This window comes from Denitratimonas organivorans (genome assembly GCF_037478135.1).
Lineage (GTDB): Bacteria > Pseudomonadota > Gammaproteobacteria > Xanthomonadales > Xanthomonadaceae > Denitratimonas.
The window spans coordinates 15,309-38,856 of record NZ_JBBHDV010000003.1 but is presented as its reverse complement, the minus strand read 5'-3'; the positions used below and the strand labels follow the sequence as shown (position 1 = coordinate 38,856).

The window sequence follows — 23,548 nt, the reverse complement described above, 5'->3', positions numbered from 1 at the left end:
ACACCAACGATACTCCGAAAAACGCATCCCCAGTACTTGGGAAAACAACAACGCCTGCAACCTGGCGCAAAAGGCGCTGTACAAAACCATCAAGACGAAACCATCACAGCAGGCAGCGGGCCATTAGTTGATGGCCAACCGAATTGGATCACCAACAGTGTGTCGCCTCATTACTTTTGAAGCTCGGCACCGGCTCCACAGATCTGCCCCGTGGAGCACTCGTCCGGTGGAAGGGTGCTTGCATCACCTGATGAAAAAAGATCTCTTAGTGCAATGTTTATATACAGCGTCTGATTTGCTGGCAGCTTGCACCTGAAGGTGTCATCTACCGTATTCCCCCTGACGGATCCGGTCATACTGTAAGGCTGACGGCAGAACGTCGTCAAATAAGGATCTGTGCTGTTCTGGTCCCGGGGCCTGAAATCACCGGGGCAGGGACTAATAGTTGCCACAACCCGATGTTCTTTTCCTACCCCGATAGGCGGCATAAACTGCACATTGAACTTTCCGGTGTTTTCTTCGCTGGCATTTGGCAGGGTAAACGACAAGGCCAGATACTGATTATCTGAAAGCGATCCGGGCAGCACGGGAGGACTAGCAATCAAGCCTGCGTCCTTACCCAATGTCCTACCAGTCTTCTGCGTAAACGTGAATGTACCTGCCGATGTAAAACCACGCTTTCCGGCATCGTAAGCATCATAATGAGCACGTGGTGAACCAGGGTCGCTTGGATCTCCCAGGGATGCCAGATAGGCAGCACAGTTACCCGCCGGTGGCGGTGTTGTTCCGCCGGACGGTGCAAGTTGTACGGATAGCGGGAAGTCTTCGTAGGCCACCACACCATCACCCCCAACCGTGGCACTGCTACCGGAATAACAGCGCAAGGTAAAATCGTAGGTCGTGTTATTAGTAGCGTGTCTCGTCAGGCCACTAAGCGGGAAGCCACTACCGGCGGTACCTGAAGTCGCCGATGCTGGCCAGACCACGCCCCAGCCACTGACCCCGGATTGGGCTCCTAAGCCGTAGCATGCATGGGCATTGGCGACCGTCCAATGCAATCGCGAAGTTGTGTCGTTTGCGGCAACCACCCCGCTGGGGCCACTGGAGGTGAGACTGGGTTTGAGCAGCTCCCCATCAGCACTGCTTCCGATATTTGGGCATTTCCCGCCATCGCCCAGGTCACAGCTGGCAACAAAATCACCGTTGCTGTTGAAGCCTGCAGACTTTGTGTGATCAAGCGGGATGACGATCAGTTCGCCGTCGTCTACAGTAAGAATTACATTCTTTGGCTCTGCATTGGCGTTTGACAGCCATCCTGCCATCACGCCTGCGACGGCGACAAGCAGCAAGTTGCGTGACATCATGTCGAGTTCTCCTTGAAGTTTGATGACTGACTTACGCTGAGCAATGCTGGATAGACCACAGCGTGAGCACCGGAATTGGGCGATGATGCCAGAAGCTGTCCATCCAAAGGATGAACATGGAACCCTCGGAATGCTGCGTTAGCCGAGTCCGCTTCCAACAACAGGCCTGCTGACTGGATTGTGTCGAAGCCGGCGGCGTACGGCAATGCTGCTACAAAGCACATGAGGCGGCAACCACTTCTTGCTTGGCACCACCTATCTCTGGGAGGCAACAAGGCAACGCCAGAGACACGACATGCCCAATGCCTGAAAGCTTAACTCCACACAAAGAGCCTGGAAGCTTAACCTCACAAAGAACATTGGGGCCCGAAGGCCCCAATGTTGTGTACATCCTTGCGACTCCGCGAGGAAACCTCCCCCCGCAGGAGTTACTACAACTTACGGCGCCGGCGTCTGAGCAGCACCGATATCACGCGTCACGCGGTGACGGTGAATGATGTTGTAGTACGCACTGATGCCATCGCCCGCCGCATGATTGATATGCCGGGCGGCCCAGAAGCCCACCACAGGCAGACCATTCAACTGGAAGGCGGTGGTTTCAGCACCTGGAACCGTGACAGCCGGAGCCGGAACGACCACAGACTGGGTATCGAAGCCGATACGTGCCCAACCAGCATGGAAGTTTTCCTCGATACCGAGGTAGTAACCACCACCCGAGCTCGGCGGAGCCTTCAGTACGGAGTACTCCAGCTTCTCTTCATCTTCAGCGCTGATCAGAGCCTTGTCGATGAAGGTGAGCGTGTTGGCCTCGGCACCGAATGCCAAGACAACGCGCTGACCCGGAGGCGGCAACGGCGACACCAAGCCGACATCCGGCGGGGTGCTCGGCTCAAGTTCTTCACGATCCCAGTAATCGACCGAGAACTCTTCAGGCCAGTAGCCGGTGAAGACGTTATCCCCGGCGCTACCGTTCAGGCCAGCACCCTGAGCACAGCTGAAGGGAGCCAGACCCGGAACACCAGTGACGCAGGTGGATGCAGGAACGGCGCCGCGAGTGCGGTAAACGTGCAGCTGCTTGGTCGGGAACGTCACCACCCAGTCGCTGATGGCGTTGGTAATACCATTGACAGCATACTCGTTCATGATATGACGAGCACTCAGGACCGCCGAAACCGCATCCGGAGCAGGCAAGGTCGTAGAACGAGCAAACGCCAGCGTGTTCGACTCACCTGCCGCGTTGAAGACCGTTGCTGTCGAGTAGTAGGTATTGGTACCTACATCATAGTAGTTGGCAGCCTGCCACAGCGAGGGATACACCGTACCCGGAGCATGGTGAAGGTTCTGATCTGCAGCATTACCGGTATCAGCATCGCTGATGGTGTAGAAACCGTTGATGGCCTCGGCATTGTAGCTGTACGCCGTGCCTTCCTCACCATTCACGATGTAGGCCGAACCAAAGATGCCGCCAGCACCACCGCGATCATTGAATTCCAGTTCCGCAGGAACGGTAGTGGTCCAGTAGCCGGAGCCCGGCGGATAGACGCTGTGCAGACCGCGACCGAAGTTGTTGCCATCGGTGGTGGTACCGCCACTCTGCCTCAGCCAAGTCGGATTGGTCGGGGTACCCATGGTGGTCCACTGGGTCTCGAACCATGCGCAGTTCTCGGGCTTCCACTCGCCGCCGTGCATGCCATGCAGAGCATAGCGATGGGCCAGACCACCCAAGTCACCCATTTCGATGATTTCGATGTGACCCTGATTCTTACGGGCTGCGTTATACACCGGCGAGTTGGCATGACCGCCAACACCCAGCAGATCCGGACGCCAGTATTCGAACTCGTAGTTGAGGAATTCGGTGAAGCGAGCCTGGCCCGTAGCCGGGTCCGGCATCACATAGTTCGGTGCGATGCAGGACTTGTCGGAAGTACGGATGCCCGGCTTGCCATCATCCAGATGGACGTTGGCAGTCCACACGTCGAACGGGGACAGGTACAGGTTGAAGTCGAGCACTTCCTTCGAGTTCAGAGCCTCAAGGAAGCGAACCTTGACAGCCTTGCCGACATCGGAAGTATTGACTACCGAGATCAGCGTGCTGTTGCCACCATTGGTGGTGTAATAAGGGTACAGGAGAACCTGACCGATACCGTCCGGGTTAAGGTTGACGGCATGGGCCACGCCCGCCAAGCCAGCAACACCGGCAACACCGGCGATGATGGCTGTGGTCAGCGAATTCTTTTTCATCACAACACTCCTAAGAGTTTCAGATCACAGGGCTTTTTTTTCTGCCCACACCCTTACAGAAAACACGGCGATCCACTGCCATCAGTCCTGAGCAAGGTGCAGCAGGCGGGAGTATAGGCACACCCCGCCATTCGATGCAACATCCGCCAAGCCCCTTCTGCGGATTGCTTCTACCAATGATGCCCGCGGAGGCCCCAGTAGCCACGGCAGACACCCAAGTCTCAAATCAGCGGCCCGTAGTGCTGGGCAAGTGATGCCATTGTCCGTCGTCGCTGCGCAGCCACTTTTCATAAACGGGGCTGTAGCCTTCCAGATTGCCCGTGCCCATCTGCGCAGGTCGCACCAAGTAGGTGATGTACACCTTGGCCTCGCAGACCCCAGGCTCAGTGCACTCCACCCGGTCAACATCAGCCTTGGTCCAACGAATTGCCACCCCCCCCAGAAGGCGGCGCGCGTAGCCTTCATATGGTGTTGTGGCACGAGTACCGGGGGTCAGGTACTCGTAGGCGCGGGCGTAGTCCTTGGCAATGATCGCATCCCAGCGTTCCTGGGCGCGCTGGGCGACGGCTTCTTCCGGGGCCAGCTTGCTGCCGGGGCGTTCCGGGGTGCTGGCGCCGCAGGCGGCGAGCAGCACGGTGACGGCGGAAATCAGGATGAGGCGGCGGATCATTGCGGGTAGTCTCCTTGGTCGTCATGCGCCGGGTAGTAGTCTTCCGGTGCAACTTGAGGTTGTTGGGTGGCCGGGGCGGAGCCCGGCGCGAATCCTTGCGCGCGCAGCGGCTCCAGGGCGCGGAACTGGCGACTGTACTCTTCGGTGAGGCGGCGGGCATCGTCGCTGTTCTTGATCACGACCGGGGTCAGCATGACCAGCAGTTCCTGGCGATCAGACGACCGACTCTTGCCACCGAACAGGGCACCGATCACGGGAATGCGATGCAATCCCGGAAAGCCGCTGCTGCTTTTGCTGTCAGTCTGCTTGATCAGACCACCGAGCAGGATCGTCTGACCGGATTGCACCGCCACCTCGGTCTTGATCTTGGCCTGATCGACCGAGACGTTACCGCCGACAGCCTCATCCGTGGGGCCCGGGGTGCTGTCCTGCTGATCGATCTCCATGAACACCAGACCGCCCGGATTGACCCGCGGGGTGACGTCCAAGGTGATGCCGGTGTCGCGGAACTGCACATAGGTCTGGGTGCCACTACCACCGATGTTGCTGTTGAAGAACTGGCTGTTGACTGGAATCTGTTTGCCGATGTTGATCGATGCCTGCTTGTTGTTGAGCACCACGACCGAGGGTGCCGACAACACATTGACTGAGGCCACCGAATCCAGTGTGCTGATGATTGCGGCAGCGTTGGGACCAATGAACGACCAGCCCATTCCGCCGGTGGTGATGCTACCGGCAAAGTCGCGCCAACCACGCGCACTCCCGGCAAGCTCCTGCATGGCAGTGCCGGTACCCTCGATGCCGCCAACCGCATTTTCGAAGAACCACTGGACGCCGTACTTCAATTGCTCGGTAAGCGTGACCTGGATGATCTTGGCCTCAATGTGCACCTGTAAAGGAATCGTGTCCAAGCGCTCGATCACGCGACGGATCGACTCCCACTGGGTAGAAGTGGCCAGCACCAGCAGGGAGTTGCTTTCCTCCACCGCCGAGACGCGGATTTCGTCACTGGAACCCAGCGCGATGCCACCGGTGGCGTCCACAACCGGGCCACCGTCTCCCACGGCCGGGACGAACTGGCCGTCATCTGCGGCGCGGCGGCGTGGGCGGGCCTGGTTGGCGCCCTGGGTGTTCTGGTTGCGCAAGCTCGGCGGGGTAACACTGCCATCGGAACCGACACTGCGCACCTGCACCGATTCAAGCCCCGGCGCGACGCTGCCGCCGGAACTGGTGCGCTGCGTCGGAGCTGGTGAGCCGAAGACGTCCGACAGCGTGGTGGCCAGGTCGATGGCTTTCACGTTCTTCACGTCATAGGTGTAGAGGCGCTGCCCGGCCTGGCCACCGCCCAGATCGAAGCGCTCGATCCACTCCTCGATGCGTGCCAGGTATTTGGGCTGCGGCGTGATGACCAGGATCGCGTTGATGCCTTCCAGCGGCAGGAAGCGGAACATGCCGGCCATCGGCGTGTTGCTGCCTTCGCCGAAGATCTTTTCCAGTTCGGTGACGGTCTTGGCGGCTTCGGTCTGGGTCAGGTTGAACACGCCCACGGACATGCCTTCCAGCCAGTCCACGTCGAACACCGCGACGGTGTGCAGGTAGTTTTCCAGCTCGGCGCGCGAGCCGGCCAGCACCAGCATGTTGCGCGCCGGATCCACGCTGACGATGGCTTCGGGCTTGGCGTAGGGCTTGAGCACCTTCTCCATTTCCATCGTGGAGATGTACTGCAGCGGCACCGCGCGCACTTCGTAGCCGCGCATGTTCTGCAGCGGTCCGCTGCGCGGGGTCAGGTTGCCCGGCAGCGCTTGGGCCACCGGCAGGATGGTGTAGCGGCCGTCCTGCCAGACCATCGTGGTGTTGTTCCAGCGCAGCAGCATTTCCAGGATCGACAGGGCCTGGTCGCCGCGCAGCGGCTTGGCGGTGGAAAAGGTCACATTGCCCTGCACGCCCGGCGCGATGACGTAGTTCTGCTGCAGGAAGTCGCCGAGGATGGCCTTGACCACCGCATGCAGCGATTCGCCTTCGAAGTTGAACGATACCTCGCCCACCGGGCCGGGGCCGGGCGGCGAGCGGCGCGCGACGTCTTCATTGATGAAGCTGCCGGTGCCGATCTGGGTCAGGCTCTGGGTATCAGGCCCTTCCTGCGGCGCCGAGGAATCGTCATCGCGGGCCTGTTCGACAGCCGGCGACTGATGGTAGGCGGCCTGCTGGCGGGTTTCGGCATAGGCATCGACCGGCCGGTAGACCGGGCGCGGCTCGCGCGCGGCGCAACCGGCCAGCAGCACCAGCAGCGCGGTGGCAAGAGAGAGCCCGGCAGCCCGGCGCAGGCGGCGGGTCGGGGAAAGGGGCCGGGTGGCGGCAAGATTGTTCGGGTTCACTGGGCTGTGTTCCTACCTGTTGTTTGCGCGTTCGGCTTCTTCGCGCATCTGCCGGCGCCGTTCTTCAATGCGGCGGCGGATCATTTCGGCACGGGATTCGGGCGTCATCGGCTCGCCCGTGCTGGTGTCGGCGGCTGCGTCCTGCGATTCGGCGGGCGCGGCTCCGGGCTCTTCGCCAGAGGCAGCAGCTGCGGTTGCAGCCGGCGACGGCGCTTGGGCACCAGTGCCGTTGAACACCCGGAGATCGACGCTGGAGCGGCCGGTCGGCCCGGAGAAGACCGCCTTTCGCGGCTCCAGTTCCGCAAGTGTCCAACCCGATTGCTCGCCTTCCAGCGTCTGGCCGACGCGCAGCGACTGGCTGGCGCCGGTCTTGTTGTCGGTGACGATGGCGATGCGCACGTCCGGGGTCATGATGATGCTGGTCACCGCGATATCCAGCGGTGCGGCCGGAGGCGGCGGAGCCTCCTCAGCCACGGCTTCTTCTTCCGGCGGCGGCAGCGGACGGCGATCGTCGCTGAACAGCGGGCGCTCACCGATGTCGGCGTAGGTTTCCAGCGGCTGCAAGGGGCTGCGTGCCTGAGAAAGATCCAGCGCCGGCAAGGCCGGCACACGGCCGGGATCATCCGGATGCAGCCGATAGCGCCCACCCAGACCGGCCATGCCGGCGATCGCGAACAACAGCGCCCACAATGCCACCACGGCCATCAGCAGGGCCGGCAGGCGCTGGCTGGAGGTCAGCTGTGGCAGGTTCATGCGCCACCTCCGGGTGTGCGGCGCAGATAGCCGTACATGTCGAACGCGATATCCAGATAACCCGCATTGGCGGGCTGGTTGCGTGAGCGCGCCCGGCCGCCAGGCGCGGCGCGGCGGCCGGTGATCGTCAGCTCGCTGACGAACAGCTGCGGGCTGCCGCTTTCCAGCCCGTACAGCAGCGGACCGAAATGCTCCATTTCACAGCGCAGGCGCACCTTGACGGTGACACGTTCGAACGGACTGTCCGAGGCATTGCTGCCGCGCCCGCCCTGTCCCGGCGCGTTGCCGCGGAACGGGGTACGGCTGACCACGCTGCAGCGATCGCCGGCCTGCAATACGTCGACCTGCTCCTGCAGGCGCTGGATCAGGCCGGAAGCGGCCAGATCGAAATTGGCTTCGGTCAGGAAACCGGGGTTGCTGCTCTCGAATTCACGCACCTGGGCCAGCGCTTCGCGGATCGCATCACGCTGTTGGGCGATGGCGCGGAAGCGGGCCTCCTCTTCGCGCAGGTCGATCATTTCCTGGCGGTACTGCGACAACGGCGCGACAAACCACCAGTGCACCCCGATCAGATAGACCAGGATCAGGGTGATCAGCAGCAACACCACCGCCAGCACGCGGCCCTGCTTAGCGTCCGGCATCAGGCGCATCGCCATCCTCCGTGGTGGCGCCGAACTGCGCCACGATGTTGAAACGGTCCTTGCCGGTACGGCTGTCGGGCTGGATCGGGCCACTCAGCGCGGCACCGCGCAGGGTGCTGCTGTCCTGCAGCAGTTCGACCAGCTTGGCGGCCTGGGTGCTCTGCCCGGCCAGCGTCACTTCGCCACGCGCCACGCTCATGCGTTCCAGATAGGTGTCATCGGGCAGGCGCGCGGTGAGATCGTCGAGCAGCAACAGCATCGAGGGCTGGCTGGCCTTTTCCACCGCGAGGAAATTGGCGCCGGCGGCAGCGCCGTCCAGCTCATCGCGCAACCGCGTGACCGCCCGCGCCTCATCACGCTGGGCATCGACATCCGCGCTCAGGCGCTGCACCGCTTCCTCACGGTTGTGGATGATCTGGCTCATGCCCAGCCACAGCAGGAACAGGGTCGCCACGCCCAGGCCGGCCATCAGCCAGCCGAAGGCGTGGGTGCGATGCTGGCGCTGTTCGGCCGGCAGCAGATTGAATCCGGCGCGCGCGCCATCGTCCTGCGCTACGTCGACCGCGCTCAGGGTGGAAGCCAGTCCGTCGACATCGGCCAGCGCCTGCGCCAGCCGTTCGCGCGTGACCAGGGCCAGTTCCACCGGCACCTGGCGCGCATCGGGCGCGTGGGGCAGCACGCGGCTGTCGTAGTAGACCTGCTCGGCGCGGAAGGGCGTCTGCCGGTCCAGTTCGAAGCCCAGCACGCTGGAAAGATTCTCCAGCGCTGCCGCCGGCAGGTGCAGGGTGCGGCGCAGCACCGAGGAAGCAGGCACCAGCAGCACGCGGCGCAGTTCACGGCGGTCCTCGCCGAGCAAGGCGTTCAGACCGGCAGGCAGCGCTTCCGGCGGCGTGGTCGACAGCCGCCCCAGTTCCTCGCGCAGGCCGTCGTGCTGGTGCAGGACGACCAGTTCATCGCCTTCAGGACGCAACAACACCAGGCTTTCGGCGACGCGGAAACGCTGCCGCCAGCGCAGCGGCAGGCAGGCGCGCAGTTCGCCCAGCCACCAGGCGAAGAAGCCGGGGATCGGGCTTTGCGCATAGCGCGCGGCCAAGCGGCTCAGCGGCTGTGAGATTTGGTCGGGAAACGTGGGCATCGGTTCTTCAGAAGGAGTCGCCATCCTGCCAGCGCAGGATGGTATAGGCCATGCCGGAGACTCCTCCGCCACCCAGCCTTATCGTGGCATCCACCTGCGTCCAGGCTCCGTTCGGGAGCGTGGCGCGGGACTCGATACTATACGTGCCGGTTCCGCCCTGCGCCATCAGCGGCGATCCATCGGGCAGCAGTGGCGGTGGCATGCCGCTGGCAGGATCCCATGCGTGACGGGCTTCAATGATCTGCTGCGCCATTTCCGGCGTCATGCCGGGCAGCGAAAGAAGGATCTCGTACGGGGCGAACGCCAGGTTCGGCCGCGACTGGCCGGCATAGACCGTCAGCGAACGCTCCACCTGACGGTAGATGTCGGGAGTCATGCCCAGCACCTGTAGCAGCTCGGAGACCAGATCGAACGGCGCATTGCGCGGCCCCCAGGAATAACCTGCGGCGGCATATTCGGCATCTTCGGCGCCATTGGGTGAGACAAGATCATCGGCATCGCGCCAGTCCTGGATCGCCGCCGCCAATGCGTCGGCCTGGTCCTGTTCGACGCCAATTCCGGCAAACAGTTCCGTCAACATCTTGATGTCGGCGGCGTTGAGGTCGATCAGGCCGGATTCGTCGGTCACCTTGACCCGGATATCGAACTCGTCGAACACCACCTGGTACTCGCGCCCGTCCGGGATCCAGCGCAGTTCCTGGTCCGGCACCGAGAGGAAATAGGCCGCCTGGTTGATGCCGGCTTCGGCCGCGTAACGCGCCACCGTGGCGTCGTACATGTGGCGCGCCTGCATGCCTTCGGTGCGGGAAATCAGCGCGAACGCGCCCAGCAGGATGGTCAGCAGCGCCAGCAGCCAGATCACGATGATGAAGGCCACCCCGCGCTGACGTGGTGCAGTAGCGGGAAGGCTCATCGGTCACCGCCTCCGGGTTGCGGGCGGTTGCCCCGCATCGGCGGGCGCCCGACCGAAAACATCGACGGCATCGCGCTGCCGGCCAGTACCGGGATTTCCAGATCCGGCCAGTTGCGGGTCTCTTCCTCGAATTCGACCACCACGCGCACCAGCAGCGGCAGCTGCTGCACGTTCTCCCAGTCGGGCGTCCAGTCGTCCAGTTCGCCCTCTTCGTTCAGGCCGCGGTATTCGAAATGGGCGCTGGCAAAGCCTTCCATCAGCAGCACCGGATCGCGCGGATTGTTGGCTTTCGGATCGAGCGGATCAAAGCCGTTCAACTGGGAGTGGTCGAACAGCAGCTGGTCGCCTGCGATCGTGATCCATTGCACATGCGGGCCGCCGTTGGACAGGTGTCCCGGCATCGGCGCGACGAAGCGCAGTTCGCTGCGGTCGGCCTCGAACACGCGATTTTCGCCGATGTCCTCCAGGCGTTCGAACGGGATCGCCATCGCATGGCCGAGCTGGCGGCGCAGGAATTCCTGCACGGTGCGGGTCTGGTTGGTCCAGGAAATCAGCCGTTCGCCGCTGCGCGTGGCCCCGACCGCACCGCGCAGCGTTCCGAACGCCATCGCCATCAGCAAGGCCAGCAGGGTGATGGCAATCAGCACTTCGAGCAGGGTGAATCCGCGAGCGGTGCGGGGAATCGCCGTCCTTGCTTTGCGGGTGCAGAGAATCGCTCGCTCGCCCCCACTGACGGGTGGCAAACAGGACTTCCGAGCAGCGAAGTCGCGATCCTGTGAGCACCTGCCGATATGCGCGTCGGCAAGCCGGGGGCGAAGCGGAGCCGGGATAAGGGGGGCTTTTTGCGATGGCGACGAACAAACGCACTCGCGCCTGCGGCACTCGCCCCCTCTCCCCAACCCTCTCCCCCACGCGTGCGGGAGAGGGAGCGCGAAGCGCTCGGGTGAATTCATGATTTCGGATGAATCCGGTCTCATGACGGCAGATCCGCGACGTTTCATCGCAGCCCCTCGTCCGGCGTCAGCGCGCGCAGCGTGGCGAAGTGCGCTTCGTGGGTGTGCACACCACGATCCCAGCGCACCACCAGATCCAGCCGGTACAGCGTGATCGGCACCATTTCCGGCACCAGCGCGGCGTCGCCTTCGGAAAAGGCCTCGTACGGGGTGACGTCCAGATCCCAGCGGTAGCGCTCGCCGAACTCGCCCGAATCCCCGCCTTCCTCCAGCCGCTCACCGACGCCGATGCTGTCCAGCAGCGATTGCGCATACAGCGCAGCTTCGGTGAACTCGGTGGCGTTGCGTGCCTGGCGCATCGCGCCCACGGCAATCTGCATCATGATGCCCAGCCCCACGGCCAGGATCGAGAACGCGACCACAACTTCGATCAGGGTGAAGCCGCGCTGGCGCGGTGGCGGCAAACGGGGGCGACAGGCGGCCATCTCAGTTCAGATCCCGGGGTTCGAGCACGACGACTTCGCCGGTCAGCCAGTTGACCTCGATCCGCCACGCCACCTCGCCCAGCAGCAGTTCGACATTGCCGCCGGTGGAAGCGCCATCAGGGAAGAAGCGGATACGGCCGATGCCTTCGGCTTCCATTTCCGAACGCGCGGTTTCCAGTGCCATTTCCATGTTCTTGGGCAACTCGACCCATTTACGCCCCGGCGCGCGGTAGCGGCGGCCATCCACATCGATCGCCAGCGCCATGGATTCGCGCTTCACAATTGCCTGGCCGCGGGTGTAGCGCAGCGCGGCAACCAGATCACGGCTGGCGCCCTTGACCCGGGCATTGGTCAGGCCATCGCCCACGGTGACCGCGACCAGCGTCATCGCCAGTGCGATCAGCGCGATGACCGCCAGGATCTCCACCAGGGTGAAGCCGCGCGCGGATCGCATCGCAGGAGTCCGGGACGGACCGGATCCGGCCCGGCAAGCGGGCCGGATCGCGCGCATCAGTCGTCGCTGCTGATGTCGGCGTTGACGCCGGAACCACCGGGCTTGCGGTCGGCACCGTAGCTGACCAGTTCGAACGGCGAGCTGCTGCCCGGCGTGCGGTATTCGATCGGCGTGTTCCACGGATCCTTCAGCTCGCTTTCCTTGGAGTACGGCCCGAGCCAGCCCTTGGTGTTGTTCGAGGCCGAAACCAGATCCTCCAGCCGCTGCGGCAGCGCGCCGGTATCCATTTCGAACTGCGACACCTTGCCGGCCAGCGCCGTGACCTGGGCCTGTGCCATGCGCACCTTGGCGCGATCCTGCCCGCCGAACACCTGGTTGGCCACCATGCCGGCGATCAGCGCCATCAGCGCCACCACGATCAGGATTTCGATCAGGCTGAAGCCGCGCTGGGTGCGGGCCGCGATGCGGGAGTTGCGTTCTGCGTTCATCGGTTCATTCCATCACTTGTCGGATTGCTGGGGTGCGGCATGCCACACATTTGCCGGCAGCCGCCCCGCACAACGCGGGCGATGCCTCCACGTAACACACTAGCCGACCGCGCTGGTCAGGCTGAAGATCGGCACCAGGATCGCCATCATGATCAGTGCCACCACCACCGCCATGAACACCGTGATCGCCGGCACCAGCGCTGCCAGCATGCGGTCCACGGTGTTCTTGACCTCGACGTCGAAGGTATCGGCGACCTTGGTCAGCATCGTGTCCAGTTCGCCGGATTCCTCGCCCACCGCGATCATCTGCAAGGCCAGGCGCGGGAAAAGCTTTCTGCGTCCCAGCGCCAGTGCAAGGCCACCGCCGGTCTTGACCTCGCCGGTGGCCACCTCCACCGCTTCGGACAAGGCCAGGTTGCCCATGACGTTGCGCGCGATCGACAGCGAGGTAAGCAATGGAACGCCGTTGCGCACCAAAGTTCCCAAGGTGCGCGCCAAGCGTGCGGTTTCAAGCCGTGCGATCAGCCCGCCAAGCAGACCGCGCTTCAATATCCAGGCATCGAAACCCTGCCGCTTGACCGGATCCTGCAGGCGCTTGCGGAACAGCACCAGCGCACCGATCGCGCCGGCCAGGAACAGCCACCAGTAACTGCTGACCGCCGTACCCACCGCCATCACGACCTTGGTCAGCAGCGGCATTTCCACGTCCATGTCCTCAAACAGCGGCAGGAACTGCGGCACCACATAGCCCAGCAGCAGCAGCAGCGCACCGAACACCATCGCCACCAGGATGCTCGGGTAGATCAGCGCGTTGATGACCGATTCGCGCAACGCCTTGCTGCGTTCCAGATAGTCGGCCAGGCGCTTGAGGGTGTCATCCAGCGAACCGCCGACTTCGCCGGCGCGCACCATGTTCACGTACAGGCGCGAAAACACGTTTTCCTGCTGCTCCAGCGCCTGCGACAGCGGCGTGCCGCCGCGTACCGCATCGCGGATGCGTTCGATCACCTGCCGCGCCTGCGGCGTCTCTGGCAGGTCCATCAGGATCTGCAGCGCGCGGTCCAGCGGCTGGCCTGCGCCCAGCAGCGTGGACAGCTGCTGGGTCAGTTGCAGCACCTGCGCCCCGTTCATCGGCGCACGCTGGAACATCGCCGTCAACGCACCACCACGCACCTCGTCCGCCGGGCGCGCATCCAGCGGCAGATTACCGGCGTCCTGCAAGCGCGCCACCACTTCCTCGGCGCTGGCGGCTTCCATCACACCTTCGATCTGATCGCCGGCGGCGCTGAGTGCTTTGTAGCGGAATTGGGGCATGGGCTGTAAGGGCGGGGATTCGGGAGTCGGGAATGGGGATTGGTAGAAGCGGGATGATCGGGGAGTCAGGGGTTACCGGGTGGAATCAGGTTTGGAGGGCTCTGGATCGTACAAGCAACGCATATGCTGCTCTTGCGAATCCCCATTCCCCATTCCCGAATCCCGGCTCCATCCTCAGCTTTCTTGTGTCACCCGCAGCACTTCCTCGATCGTGGTGACGCCCTGCATCGCCTTGAGCAAGCCGTCCTCGTACATCGTGCGCATGCCGAGGCGGCGGGCTTCTTCCTCGATCGCGTTGGTGTCGGCGTGCTTCATCACCATGCGCCGGATCGGTTCGGTCACGACCAGGAATTCCATGATCGTGGTGCGGCCCAGGTAGCCGGTGGGGGTCAGGGCCGAGGGCACCGGGCGGTACAGGTAGATGGTGCCTTCGGGCTGGAAGCGGCGCAGCTCGAACTCCTTGATCACTTCCGGCGAAGGCTCGTAGCGCTCGGCATGGGTCGGTTCCAGCCGGCGCACCAGACGCTGCGCCAGGATGCCGTTGACGGTGGAGGTCAGCAGGTAGTCCTCCACGCCCATGTCGAGCAGGCGGGTGACGCCGCCGGCGGCGTTGTTGGTGTGCAGCGTGGACAGCACCAGATGGCCGGTAAGGGCGGACTGGATCGCGATCTTGGCGGTTTCCAGATCGCGCATTTCACCGATCATGATGATGTCCGGGTCCTGTCGCACGATGGAGCGCAGCGCGTGCGAGAAGTCCAGCCCGATCTGCGGCTTGGCCTGGATCTGGTTGACGCCTTCCAGCTGGTATTCGACCGGATCTTCGACGGTGATGATCTTCACGTCCGGCGTGTTGAGCTGGGAGAGCGCGGTGTACAGCGTCGTGGTCTTGCCCGAGCCGGTTGGGCCAGTGACCAGCAGGATGCCGTGCGGCAGTTCCAGCACCTTCAGGAAGGAAGCCAGGAACTGGTCGGTAAAGCCCAGCTTCTTGAAGTCGAAGACGATGGATTCGCGGTCCAGGATACGCATCACCACCGATTCGCCGTGCGAGGTCGGCACAGTGGAAACGCGCAAGTCCAGCTCCTTGCCCTGCACCCGGATCATGATGCGCCCGTCCTGCGGCAGGCGGCGCTCGGCGATGTTGAGCTTGGCCATGATCTTGATGCGCGAGATCACCGCGGCGGTGAGGTTGGCAGGCGGTGATTCGGCCTCTTCCAGCACGCCGTCGATGCGGTAGCGTACCTTCAGGCGGTTCTCGAACGGTTCGATGTGGATGTCCGAAGTGCGTTGCTCGACCGCACGCTGGATGATCAGGTTCACCAGACGGATCACCGGCGCCTCGGAAGCCAGATCGCGCAGGTGCTCGACATCATCCTCGTCGCGGGCTTCCGAGCCATCGCCCAGATCCTCGACGATGGTGCCCATGGCCGAACGACCGGTGCCGAAATAACGCTCGATCAGGTCATCAATCTCCGAACGCACGCCGACCTTGACCACGACCTCGCGTCCGGTCGCCATGCGGATCGCCTCGACCGGATAATCATCGGCCGGATCGGCCACCAGCAGCTCGATGCGCTCTTCGGTTTCGCTCAGCGGACAGACGTGCTGCTGCTTCAGGAAGCGCGTGGAAATCTGCAACGCCGGCGGCGTCTCGGGGAAATCACGCGAGCCCAGCAGCGGCAGACCGAACACCTCGGCGCTGGCTTCTGCCACATCGCGCTCGGACACCAGACCGATGCGCGTCATCAACGCGATCAGGCTGCCGCCGGACTCCTCGTGCAGGCGCCGCGCGCGGGCGAAGTCGGCATCCTTGAGCCGGCCACGCTCCAGCAGCTGCTGGCAGATCTGTTCCTCGCGCTGCTCCGCCGACTGCGGCGCTTCGGCCGTCGGCAACACATCGATCGGTTGTGCACTCACGGTGTTGCTCCTCCGCCGGCCTGACCGGTGCTGGGACCGCCGTCATCCGGATTGGTTTCATCACCCCAGCCGACCAGTCCCTCCAGGAAGGTGCGATTGAGCAGGATCCACATCACCACCGGCACCACCGAAGGCAGGATCAGGTAACCGAACTGGCGCAGCAGCGCGATCAGTTCGATGCCAAGACCGGCGTCGTCGAAACGCTGCGTGATGTAGACATTGGCGGCCTGGCCGGCTTGCATCGCGAGCATGCCGAAGCCTTCGTCGGCCAGGGCGGCGGCCACTGCGTTGCCGGTACCGTCGCGGATGCTGTACAGCACCTCGAACGCGACCCCGAGGCTGCAACTGACCACCATCACCGCCAGGCCGAGCGCCCATTGCAGGAAGGTGCGGGTCCAGTCCAGCGGACTAGCCGCGACCAGGCCGCAGAACAGCGGCATGCCGTAGGCGTAGATCAGCACATTGACGCTCTGCTCGTCGATCAGCAGCTTGCCGCCGGGCAGCCCCGGCACGCCGGAAATATCCACGATATAGGCATAGGCCAGCTTGGCGTACTCCTGCCCGGCCTCGCTAAGCAGGCCCGGCATCAGCAGCTCGATCCATACTTGCGCCAGCCGCACGACCGGGAACGCGACCACCGAGCTGAGCACGAACCACAGCGTGAACATGAGCGGCAGCCACAACGTGGCGGCCAGCACGAACTCGCGGAGCGGCGAAATCCTCATCAATCCACCCATACACGCGCGTTGCGGAACATGCGCAGCCACGGGCTGGCCTCACCCCATTCGGGCGGATGCCAGGACAGCTGCACGGTGCGGAACACCCGTTCCGGGTGCGGCATCATCAAGCTGGCACGGCCGTCCAGGCTGGTGAGCCCGGCGATCGCACCGACGGAACCGTTCGGGTTGGCCGGATAAGCCGGATCCGGCGCGCCATCGTTGCCGACATAGCGCAACGCCACGCGAGCTTGACCGGCATGGGCCGGATCACGGAACCGCGCGCGCCCTTCGCCGTGCGACACCACCACGGGGATCTGCGATCCCTGCATGCCGCGCAGCAGGATCGACGGCGAATCCGCCACTTCCAGCAGCGACAGCCGCGCTTCGAAACGACCCGAAGCGTTGTGTTCGAACCCGGGCCAGTGTTCGGCGCCGGGAATCAGCGCATGCAGATGGCTCAGCATCTGGCAGCCGTTGCAGACCCCGAGGGTGAAACTGTCGCCACGCTCGAAGAAAGCCTGGAACTGCTCGCGCATCGCGCTGCGCTCCAGGATCGAACTGGCCCAGCCGCGTCCGGCCCCGAGCACATCGCCGTAGCTGAAGCCGCCACAGGCAGCCAGCCCCTTGAAATCGTCCAGTCTCGCGCGCCCGGCGATCAGGTCGGACATGTGCACATCGACCGCTTCGAAAGCGGCCGCATCGAACGCCGCCGCCATTTCGACATGGCCATTGACGCCCTGCTCGCGCAGGATCGCCACACGCGGGCGGGCGCCACGGCCGATATACGGCGCGGCGATGTCCTCGTCCGGATCGAACCCGACCCTGGGCGTCAGCGGCACCGCTGCAAATTCGCGCCGCAGCGCGCGCTCGGCATCGGCGCTTTGCGGCGTGTCGCGCAGCGACTGCATCGCATGGGTCACCTGCCACCAGGCGTCGAACAGCTCCTGCCAGCTCCACTCGGCCAGGGTCTGGCGCCCGGCCAGCACCCTCACCCGGGGCGCTGCCAGAGGGCGGCCGATGCGTTGCGCGCAGGCGGTCAGGCCGTGGCGATCGACCAGATCGGCGAATTCGGCCCGGTCTTCGACCGGCACCTGCAGGATCGCGCCCAGCTCCTCGCAGAACAGCGTGCTGAACGGGTTGTCACCCCAGCGCTCCAGCTGCACTTCCAGCCCGCAATGCGAGGCGAAGGCCATTTCGCACAGGGTCGTGAAAGCGCCGCCGTCGCTGCGGTCGTGGTAGGCCAGCACGATGCCGGCCTCGCGCGCATCGCGCACCAGTTCGAACAGGCCGCGCAGCAGCTCGGGCGAATCCAGATCCGGCGCTTCACCGCCCAGACACTCGTAGACCTGCGCCAGGATCGAACCACCCAGGCGCCGCTTGCCGCCACCCAGACCGATCAGCCACAGCTCCGATTCGGGCTCACGCGTCAGCACCGGCGTCAACTGCTGCCGCACATCGGCCACGCGCGCGAATGCAGATACCACCAGCGATACCGGGGATACCACGTGGTGCTGGGAATCGGGAATCGGGAGTGGAGAATGGGGAGAAGCCGCAGCCGCGTCGCCAGGTTCGGGGCTGTTGCCATTCCCGATTCCCGACTCCCCATTCCCGCTCCAACGCGTCTGCATCGACAGCGAGTCCTTGCCGACCGGGATCGAAATATCCAGCGCCGGGCACAGTTCCATGCCGACCGCGTGCACCGCGTCGTACAGCCGTGCATCCTCGTCGCCGTGGCCGCAGGCCGCCATCCAGTTGGCCGAGAGCTTGATTTCCGCCAGCGATGCGACCGGCGCGGCGGCCAGATTGGTCAGCGCCTCGCCCACCGCCATGCGCGCGGCAGCGGCTGAATCCAGCAGCGCCAGCGGCGCGCGTTCACCCACTGCCATCGCCTGCCCGGTGTAGCCGGAGAAGTCATCCAGCGTGATTGCGCAATCGGCCAGCGGCAGCTGCCACGGGCCGACCATCTGGTCGCGCGCGGTCAGCCCGCCGACGCTGCGATCACCAATCGTGACCAGATAATTCTTGCTCGCCACGCTGGGGTGGGCCAGCACCCGCAAGCCCGCTTCGCGCAGATGCAGCTGGGCGGTGTCCAGCCGCGGCCATTGCGCGTTCGGGCCGCGCTCGGCGCTGCGGTGCATCTTCGGGGCCTTGCCGAACAGCAGGTCCATCGGGATGTCGATCGCCGGCTCGCCGGCCGTGTCACCGCTCGCACCCGGCGCCACGAACAGGTGTTCCTGCCCGGTGGCGCGCCCGACCACGGCATAGGGACAGCGCTCGCGCAGGCAGATGTCTTCGAATACGTCCAGGTGCTCGGCCGCGATGCCCAGCACATAGCGCTCCTGCGATTCGTTGCACCACAGCTGCATCGGCGATAGCGAAGCATCATCGCGCGGGATCGCGTCCAGATCGATGCGACCGCCGACACTGGAATCATGCAGCAGTTCGGGAATCGCATTGGACAGGCCACCGGCGCCGACATCGTGCGCGCTGCGGATCGGGTTGAACGCGGCCAGCGCCACGCAGGCGTCGATGACTTCCTGACAACGGCGCTGCATTTCCGGGTTGTCGCGCTGCACCGAGGCGAAATCCAGTTCCGCCGAACTTTCACCACTGGCGACCGAACTGGCGGCACCACCGCCCAGCCCGATCAGCATCGCCGGGCCGCCCAGCACCACGACCGCGTCGCCGGGGCGCAGCAGCAGTTTTTCGACCTGCTCCGGATCGATCGCACCGACACCGCCGGCCAGCATGATCGGCTTGTCGTAGCCGCGCAGCACATCGCCGGTCGGCTCCTTCGCCTCGAAACTGCGGAAGTAGCCGGTCAGCGCCGGACGTCCGAATTCGTTGTTGAACGCGGCCGCGCCAAGCGGGCCTTCGAGCATGATCTGCAGCGCCGGCGCCATGCGCGGATTGAGCGGGCGCTCCGCTTCCCACGGCTGCGGCAACCCGGGAATACGCAGATGCGATACCGAAAACCCGCTCAGCCCGGCCTTCGGCCTGCCACCGCGCCCGGTGGCGCCTTCGTCGCGGATTTCCCCACCGGCACCGGTGCTGGCGCCGGGGAACGGCGCGATCGCGGTCGGGTGATTATGGGTTTCCACCTTGATCGCAAACGCCGACGGCACCGGCTCGCTGCTGCGCCAGATCTGATCCAGCGGATCGCGGCGGAAGCGTCGCGCGGGGAAACCTTCGACCACCGCGGCGTTGTCCTTGTAGGCGCTGAGCGTGAACTGCGGCGCGCGCGCATGGGTGTTGCGGATCATCGCGAACAGGCTGCGGCCCGGATCCTGCCCGTCCAGCGTCCAGCTGGCGTTGAAGATCTTGTGCCGGCAATGCTCGGAATTGGCCTGCGCGAACATCATCAGCTCGGCATCGGTCGGATCACGACCCAGCGCGGCATAGCGTTCGCGCAGATAGTCGATCTCGTCGGGCGACAGCGCCAGTCCGAGCTCGCTGTTGGCCTGTTCCAACCGATCCAGCGCAATGCGCACGATGCCGGTGGCCTGCGGCGAGGCGAACAGACCGGCGGCCGCCGCAACATCCGGCAGCAGCGATTGCATCATCGGATCGTGCAGCAGCGCCGCCAGCGCCGGTGCCAGCGCCGCATCGACGCCCTCCAGATCGACGCCAGCCAGTTCGAAATACTCGCCGCGCTCGACGCGCTTCACCGGCAAGCCGGCACCGCGCAGGATCTCGGTGGTCTTGCTCGACCAGGGCGAAATCGTGCCCAGGCGCGGCAACACCAGGCGGCCTGCAGGCAAGGCGCCCTCTTCCAGCAGCCGGGCGTCGAGCACCCGGGACAGATCAGCACCGGACGGCACCTTGCCCGCCTCGGGCAGCACGAAGAACAGCTCATGCACCCGGCCCAGCACGATCCGCTCCGAAAGCGCGTGCAGATGCGCTTCCAGGCGCGCTCGCGCATGCGGGGGCAGCGCCTTCCGACCTTGTAGCACCAGCATGTCCGTCATCCGTCCCGAAGGGAAACACCTAGTTTAACGAAACGGGCCCGCCGACATCGCCAGCGGGCCCGCAGGATTGCCTTTCGCGCGCGTGGCCTCAGGGAGTGGTGGCCAGGCGCTGCGCCATCTGCTCCGGCGGCAGATAGCCGCCGAGCTGCGCTCCCTGTGCGGTGAACACCGCCGGCGTGCCGGTCACCGCAATGCGCTGGCCCAGCTCGTAATCATGCGTCACCGGATTGTCGCAGGTCTTCTTCGGCACGCTGCGACCGGCCTTGGCATCGTCCATCGCCTTGTTGCGGTCATCGGCGCACCACACCGACACCGCCTTGTCGTACGACTCCGAACCAATGCCGGCACGCGGGAAGAACAGATATTCGACCGAGATGCCGCGCTTGTTGTACTCCGGGATTTCCTGATGCATGCGGCGGCAATAGCCGCAATCGATATCGGTGAACACGGTAATCGCGTACTTCTCGTTCGGCGCCTTGTAGATGATGCGCTGCTCGGGGCCGACCGCGGCCAGCGCGGTACGGCGCAAGCCGCCACGGGCCTGCTCGGTCAGATCGGTCTTGTTGGCGATGTCGAACACCGAGCCCTGGATCAGGAACTGGCCGTCCTGGCTGACATAGACCACCTGCCCTTGCAGCACCACCTGATAGAAACCGGGCACCTGGGATTCGGCAATGCTGTCTATGCTGGCGGCCGGCACCAGCGACCTGATCGCGGCCTCGACCCTGTCCGGATCGGCCGAGGCGGAGAACGAAAGCGCGCCAAACACGGCGGCGATCAGAAAACGGGTCATAAACGGTTCCTTGGGAGGGAAAAGGTCGGCAGGCGAAGAAAAATGCGGCGAAGGCCTTCGACAGGCCGGGCGCAGGAAAGTTCAAGGATACGCAACAGCGGCACTTCTCGGCCAGCCATCCCGGCAACGGCCCTGCCCCGTCAGCCGCGCGGATGATGATGCTGGTGCAGGCGTTGCAGGCGTTCCTTGGCCACTTCGGTATAGATCTGCGTGGTCGACAGGCTGCTGTGGCCCAGCAGCAGTTGCAACGCGCGCAGATCGGCGCCGTGATTCAGCAGATGCGTGGCGAAGGCGTGGCGAAGACCGTGCGGGGTGACCTTGTCCGGCTCGATCCCGGCCACCCGCGCCAGCCGCTTGATGCCGTGCCAGAACAATTGCCGGCTCATCGGCGCACCGCGCTGCGACAGGAACAGTGGCGCGCGCACCTGCTTGCCGGCCAGCACCGGCCGCGCCTGCGCCAGATAGTGTTCCAGCCAGTGCTGGGCTTCCTCGCCGATCGGCACCACGCGGCTCTTGCCGCCCTTGCCGGTGACGCGCAGCACGCCCTGGCGCAGATTGATTTCACCCAACTCCAGCCCGACCAGTTCGCTGACGCGCAAACCGGCGCCATACATCGCTTCCAGCATCGCGCGGTCGCGCATTCCCAGCACCGTGGACACATCCGGTGCCGCCAGCAGCGCCTCGACCTGGCTTTCAGTCAGTGTGCGCGGCAGGCGCCGGCCCTGGCGTGGGCTTTCCATCAGCGCAGTCGGGTCCTGCGTCATCTGTCCCTGCCTCAGCAACTGCGCATAGAAGGCGCGCAGGCTCGACATCAGGCGCGCGTTGCTGCGTGGGCTGTAACCCTGTTCATTGCGCCAGGCCAGATAGTCGAACAGGCGCTTGCGGTCGACCCCGGTCAACGCCGTACCCAGCCCGAGCCAGCGCGCAAAACCCTCCAGATCGCGCCGGTAACTGGCCAGCGTCTGCGGCGACAGGCCCAGCTCGGCCCAGACCAGATCCAGAAACCGCACGATCAGCGCCGCCGCCGCATCCGGCACCTCGGGCATCGCGCGTGCACGCAGGCGGCGCTGGGTAATGGCTTCAGATGACATTCGAGCAGGATACCAAGGCCTCGCCCTGCACCCGGAATCGGGTTGTGGCAGGACATGCGGAATGAGGCAAGTGGTAGCAAAAAGTGCTTTCACATAAAAGCAGAAAACGCTACCATTCCGCGATGAAGCGAAAGCATCGCGCCACACTGGAACTCGTTTTTTCCAGCCCAACCAGCGGCAATGTGAAGTGGCGCGATGTCGAGTCTCTGCTCGCAGCGCTCGGCGCCTCGTTCGAGGAGGCGGAAGGCTCGCGCGTCACCGTCGAATTGTTCGATTCGATACGCGTATTCCACCGCCCCCGCCCCCGCCCGCACCCGGACATGGACAAGGACGCCGTGGCGAGCATCCGCAAATGGCTGACGGACAACGGGCTAGTCCCATGAAAAACACCATGAACATCGACGGCCACCGCGCCGTCATCACGTTCGACCCGGACATCGGCATGTTCCGGGGAGAATTCAGCGGCCTGTCAGGCGGTGCGGATTTTTATGCCGAGGACGTGGCCGGGCTGCGCCGTGAAGGCGCAACCTCGCTGCGCGTGTATCTGGAAGCCTGCGCCAGACGCGGCATTGATCCCTTGGCCAAGGCCAGTGGCGCGATCAATCTGCGCGTACCCCCGGACCTGCATCGTGCTGCGACACTGGCAGCCAAGGCCAGCGGCAAAAGCCTGAACCAGTGGGCCACGCAGGTGTTGCGTGATGCCGCCTGCGATTGACGGCGATCCCTTAATCAATCATCCACACCACCTGGGCCATCCGCGTACCGACCACCGCCTGATACGCTTCCCCCGATGAGCGCCTCCCCGAACCCCGATTTCGCCGTTGCTTCCCCTTCCGCAGCACCGGCCATGCTGCATATCCGGCTGCTGGCCATGGTTTACGACCTGCTGCCACTGGCGGCGCTGTGGATGGCCACGTCGGCGGTGATGTTGCTGCTGCGCGGCGGGGTGCGGGTCACGCCCGGCAGCGCGGCCGCGATGGTCGAGTTCGTGCTGCTGCTGGCCGTCACCTTCGCCTATCTGGGCCTGAGCTGGCGCCGCGGCGGCCAGACCCTGGGCATGCGCGCCTGGCGCCTGCGTCTGGTGAATGTCGATGGCAGCAGCCCGGTACCGTGGCGCGCGCTGGTGCTGCGCTATCTGGTCGCGATGGTGTCGCTGGCCGCTGTCGGCCTGGGGCTTGCCTGGTCGCTGCTCGAACCCAATCGCCGCACCTGGCACGATCTGGCCTCCGGCACGGTCATGGTGCGGATGCCGAAGCCGGTCGCCAAAGGCCGCTGAA

The 23,548-nt window shown here is 64.5% G+C and carries 21 protein-coding genes; 3 read left to right on the top strand and 18 right to left on the bottom strand.

Annotation, left to right across the window (positions count from 1 at the left end; translation table 11 throughout):
- Positions 1-170: 170 nt before the first annotated feature.
- The 18 genes from WDB66_RS04060 to xerD all read right to left on the bottom strand — a co-directional run bounded on the left by WDB66_RS04060 (position 171) and on the right by xerD (position 22,271).
- Entirely contained in the window at positions 171-1,364 is a 1,194-nt protein-coding gene (locus WDB66_RS04060; protein ID WP_339397264.1) for a hypothetical protein, read from the bottom strand.
- A 438-nt stretch (positions 1,365-1,802) separates the two neighbouring features.
- Positions 1,803-3,605, bottom strand: a complete 1,803-nt coding sequence (locus tag WDB66_RS04055; RefSeq protein ID WP_339397263.1) for a hypothetical protein — start codon at positions 3,603-3,605, stop codon at positions 1,803-1,805.
- A gap of 226 nt (positions 3,606-3,831) precedes the next feature.
- The gene (locus WDB66_RS04050) at positions 3,832-4,275 is read right to left on the bottom strand and encodes a hypothetical protein (RefSeq protein ID WP_339397262.1); all 444 of its coding nucleotides are present in this window, start codon (positions 4,273-4,275) and stop codon (positions 3,832-3,834) included.
- Positions 4,272-6,650 carry a type II secretion system secretin GspD gene (gene gspD, locus WDB66_RS04045; protein WP_339397261.1) on the bottom strand — a complete coding sequence of 793 codons (2,379 nt, stop codon included), beginning with the start codon at positions 6,648-6,650 and terminating at the stop codon, positions 4,272-4,274. The genes WDB66_RS04050 and gspD overlap by 4 nt, the downstream gene beginning before the upstream one ends.
- A 12-nt stretch (positions 6,651-6,662) precedes the next feature.
- Positions 6,663-7,403 (bottom strand): hypothetical protein, encoded by a 741-nt coding sequence (locus tag WDB66_RS04040; protein ID WP_339397260.1) that lies wholly within the window; start codon positions 7,401-7,403, stop codon positions 6,663-6,665.
- Positions 7,400-8,053: a type II secretion system protein GspM gene (gene gspM, locus WDB66_RS04035; RefSeq protein WP_339397259.1), complete on the bottom strand. Its 654-nt coding sequence runs from the start codon at positions 8,051-8,053 to the stop codon at positions 7,400-7,402. Before gspM ends, WDB66_RS04040 begins: the two co-directional genes overlap by 4 nt.
- Positions 8,031-9,179 (bottom strand): PilN domain-containing protein, encoded by a 1,149-nt coding sequence (locus WDB66_RS04030; RefSeq protein ID WP_339397258.1) that lies wholly within the window; start codon positions 9,177-9,179, stop codon positions 8,031-8,033. The genes gspM and WDB66_RS04030 overlap by 23 nt, the downstream gene beginning before the upstream one ends.
- A 7-nt stretch (positions 9,180-9,186) precedes the next feature.
- On the bottom strand, positions 9,187-10,092 hold the full coding sequence (locus tag WDB66_RS04025) for a type II secretion system minor pseudopilin (RefSeq protein ID WP_339397257.1): 906 nt from the start codon (positions 10,090-10,092) through the stop codon (positions 9,187-9,189).
- Positions 10,089-11,045 (bottom strand): prepilin-type N-terminal cleavage/methylation domain-containing protein, encoded by a 957-nt coding sequence (locus WDB66_RS04020; protein ID WP_339397256.1) that lies wholly within the window; start codon positions 11,043-11,045, stop codon positions 10,089-10,091. Before WDB66_RS04020 ends, WDB66_RS04025 begins: the two co-directional genes overlap by 4 nt.
- A 44-nt stretch (positions 11,046-11,089) precedes the next feature.
- Entirely contained in the window at positions 11,090-11,530 is a 441-nt protein-coding gene (locus WDB66_RS04015) for a type IV pilus modification PilV family protein (RefSeq protein ID WP_339397255.1), read from the bottom strand.
- Between the two features lies 1 nt (position 11,531).
- The gene (locus WDB66_RS04010) at positions 11,532-11,984 is read right to left on the bottom strand and encodes a GspH/FimT family pseudopilin (protein ID WP_339397254.1); all 453 of its coding nucleotides are present in this window, start codon (positions 11,982-11,984) and stop codon (positions 11,532-11,534) included.
- A 56-nt stretch (positions 11,985-12,040) separates the two neighbouring features.
- Positions 12,041-12,472: a type II secretion system major pseudopilin GspG gene (gene gspG / locus WDB66_RS04005; RefSeq protein ID WP_339397253.1), complete on the bottom strand. Its 432-nt coding sequence runs from the start codon at positions 12,470-12,472 to the stop codon at positions 12,041-12,043.
- 99 nt (positions 12,473-12,571) lie between these two features.
- Positions 12,572-13,786 (bottom strand): type II secretion system inner membrane protein GspF, encoded by a 1,215-nt coding sequence (gene gspF, locus WDB66_RS04000; protein WP_339397252.1) that lies wholly within the window; start codon positions 13,784-13,786, stop codon positions 12,572-12,574.
- Between the two features lie 174 nt (positions 13,787-13,960).
- Entirely contained in the window at positions 13,961-15,676 is a 1,716-nt protein-coding gene (gspE, locus tag WDB66_RS03995) for a type II secretion system ATPase GspE (RefSeq protein ID WP_339397500.1), read from the bottom strand.
- Between the two features lie 20 nt (positions 15,677-15,696).
- A complete protein-coding gene (locus WDB66_RS03990) occupies positions 15,697-16,425 on the bottom strand; it encodes an exosortase H-associated membrane protein (protein WP_339397251.1) in 729 nt (242 codons plus the stop codon).
- A complete protein-coding gene (gene purL, locus WDB66_RS03985) occupies positions 16,425-20,378 on the bottom strand; it encodes a phosphoribosylformylglycinamidine synthase (protein ID WP_339397250.1) in 3,954 nt (1,317 codons plus the stop codon). The genes WDB66_RS03990 and purL overlap by 1 nt, the downstream gene beginning before the upstream one ends.
- Before the next feature lie 97 nt (positions 20,379-20,475).
- Positions 20,476-21,180 (bottom strand): DsbC family protein, encoded by a 705-nt coding sequence (locus WDB66_RS03980; protein ID WP_339397249.1) that lies wholly within the window; start codon positions 21,178-21,180, stop codon positions 20,476-20,478.
- A 140-nt stretch (positions 21,181-21,320) separates the two neighbouring features.
- The gene (gene xerD / locus WDB66_RS03975; RefSeq protein ID WP_339397248.1) at positions 21,321-22,271 is read right to left on the bottom strand and encodes a site-specific tyrosine recombinase XerD; all 951 of its coding nucleotides are present in this window, start codon (positions 22,269-22,271) and stop codon (positions 21,321-21,323) included.
- Between the two features lie 122 nt (positions 22,272-22,393).
- Between xerD and WDB66_RS03970 the strand changes: the two genes are divergently transcribed.
- The 3 genes from WDB66_RS03970 to WDB66_RS03960 all read left to right on the top strand — a co-directional run bounded on the left by WDB66_RS03970 (position 22,394) and on the right by WDB66_RS03960 (position 23,547).
- The gene (locus tag WDB66_RS03970; protein WP_339397247.1) at positions 22,394-22,654 is read left to right on the top strand and encodes a type II toxin-antitoxin system HicA family toxin; all 261 of its coding nucleotides are present in this window, start codon (positions 22,394-22,396) and stop codon (positions 22,652-22,654) included.
- Positions 22,651-22,986: a type II toxin-antitoxin system HicB family antitoxin gene (locus WDB66_RS03965; RefSeq protein WP_339397246.1), complete on the top strand. Its 336-nt coding sequence runs from the start codon at positions 22,651-22,653 to the stop codon at positions 22,984-22,986. Before WDB66_RS03970 ends, WDB66_RS03965 begins: the two co-directional genes overlap by 4 nt.
- Positions 22,987-23,061: 75 nt before the next feature.
- Positions 23,062-23,547: an RDD family protein gene (locus WDB66_RS03960; protein ID WP_339397245.1), complete on the top strand. Its 486-nt coding sequence runs from the start codon at positions 23,062-23,064 to the stop codon at positions 23,545-23,547.
- The last annotated feature ends 1 nt before the right edge of the window (position 23,548 follow it).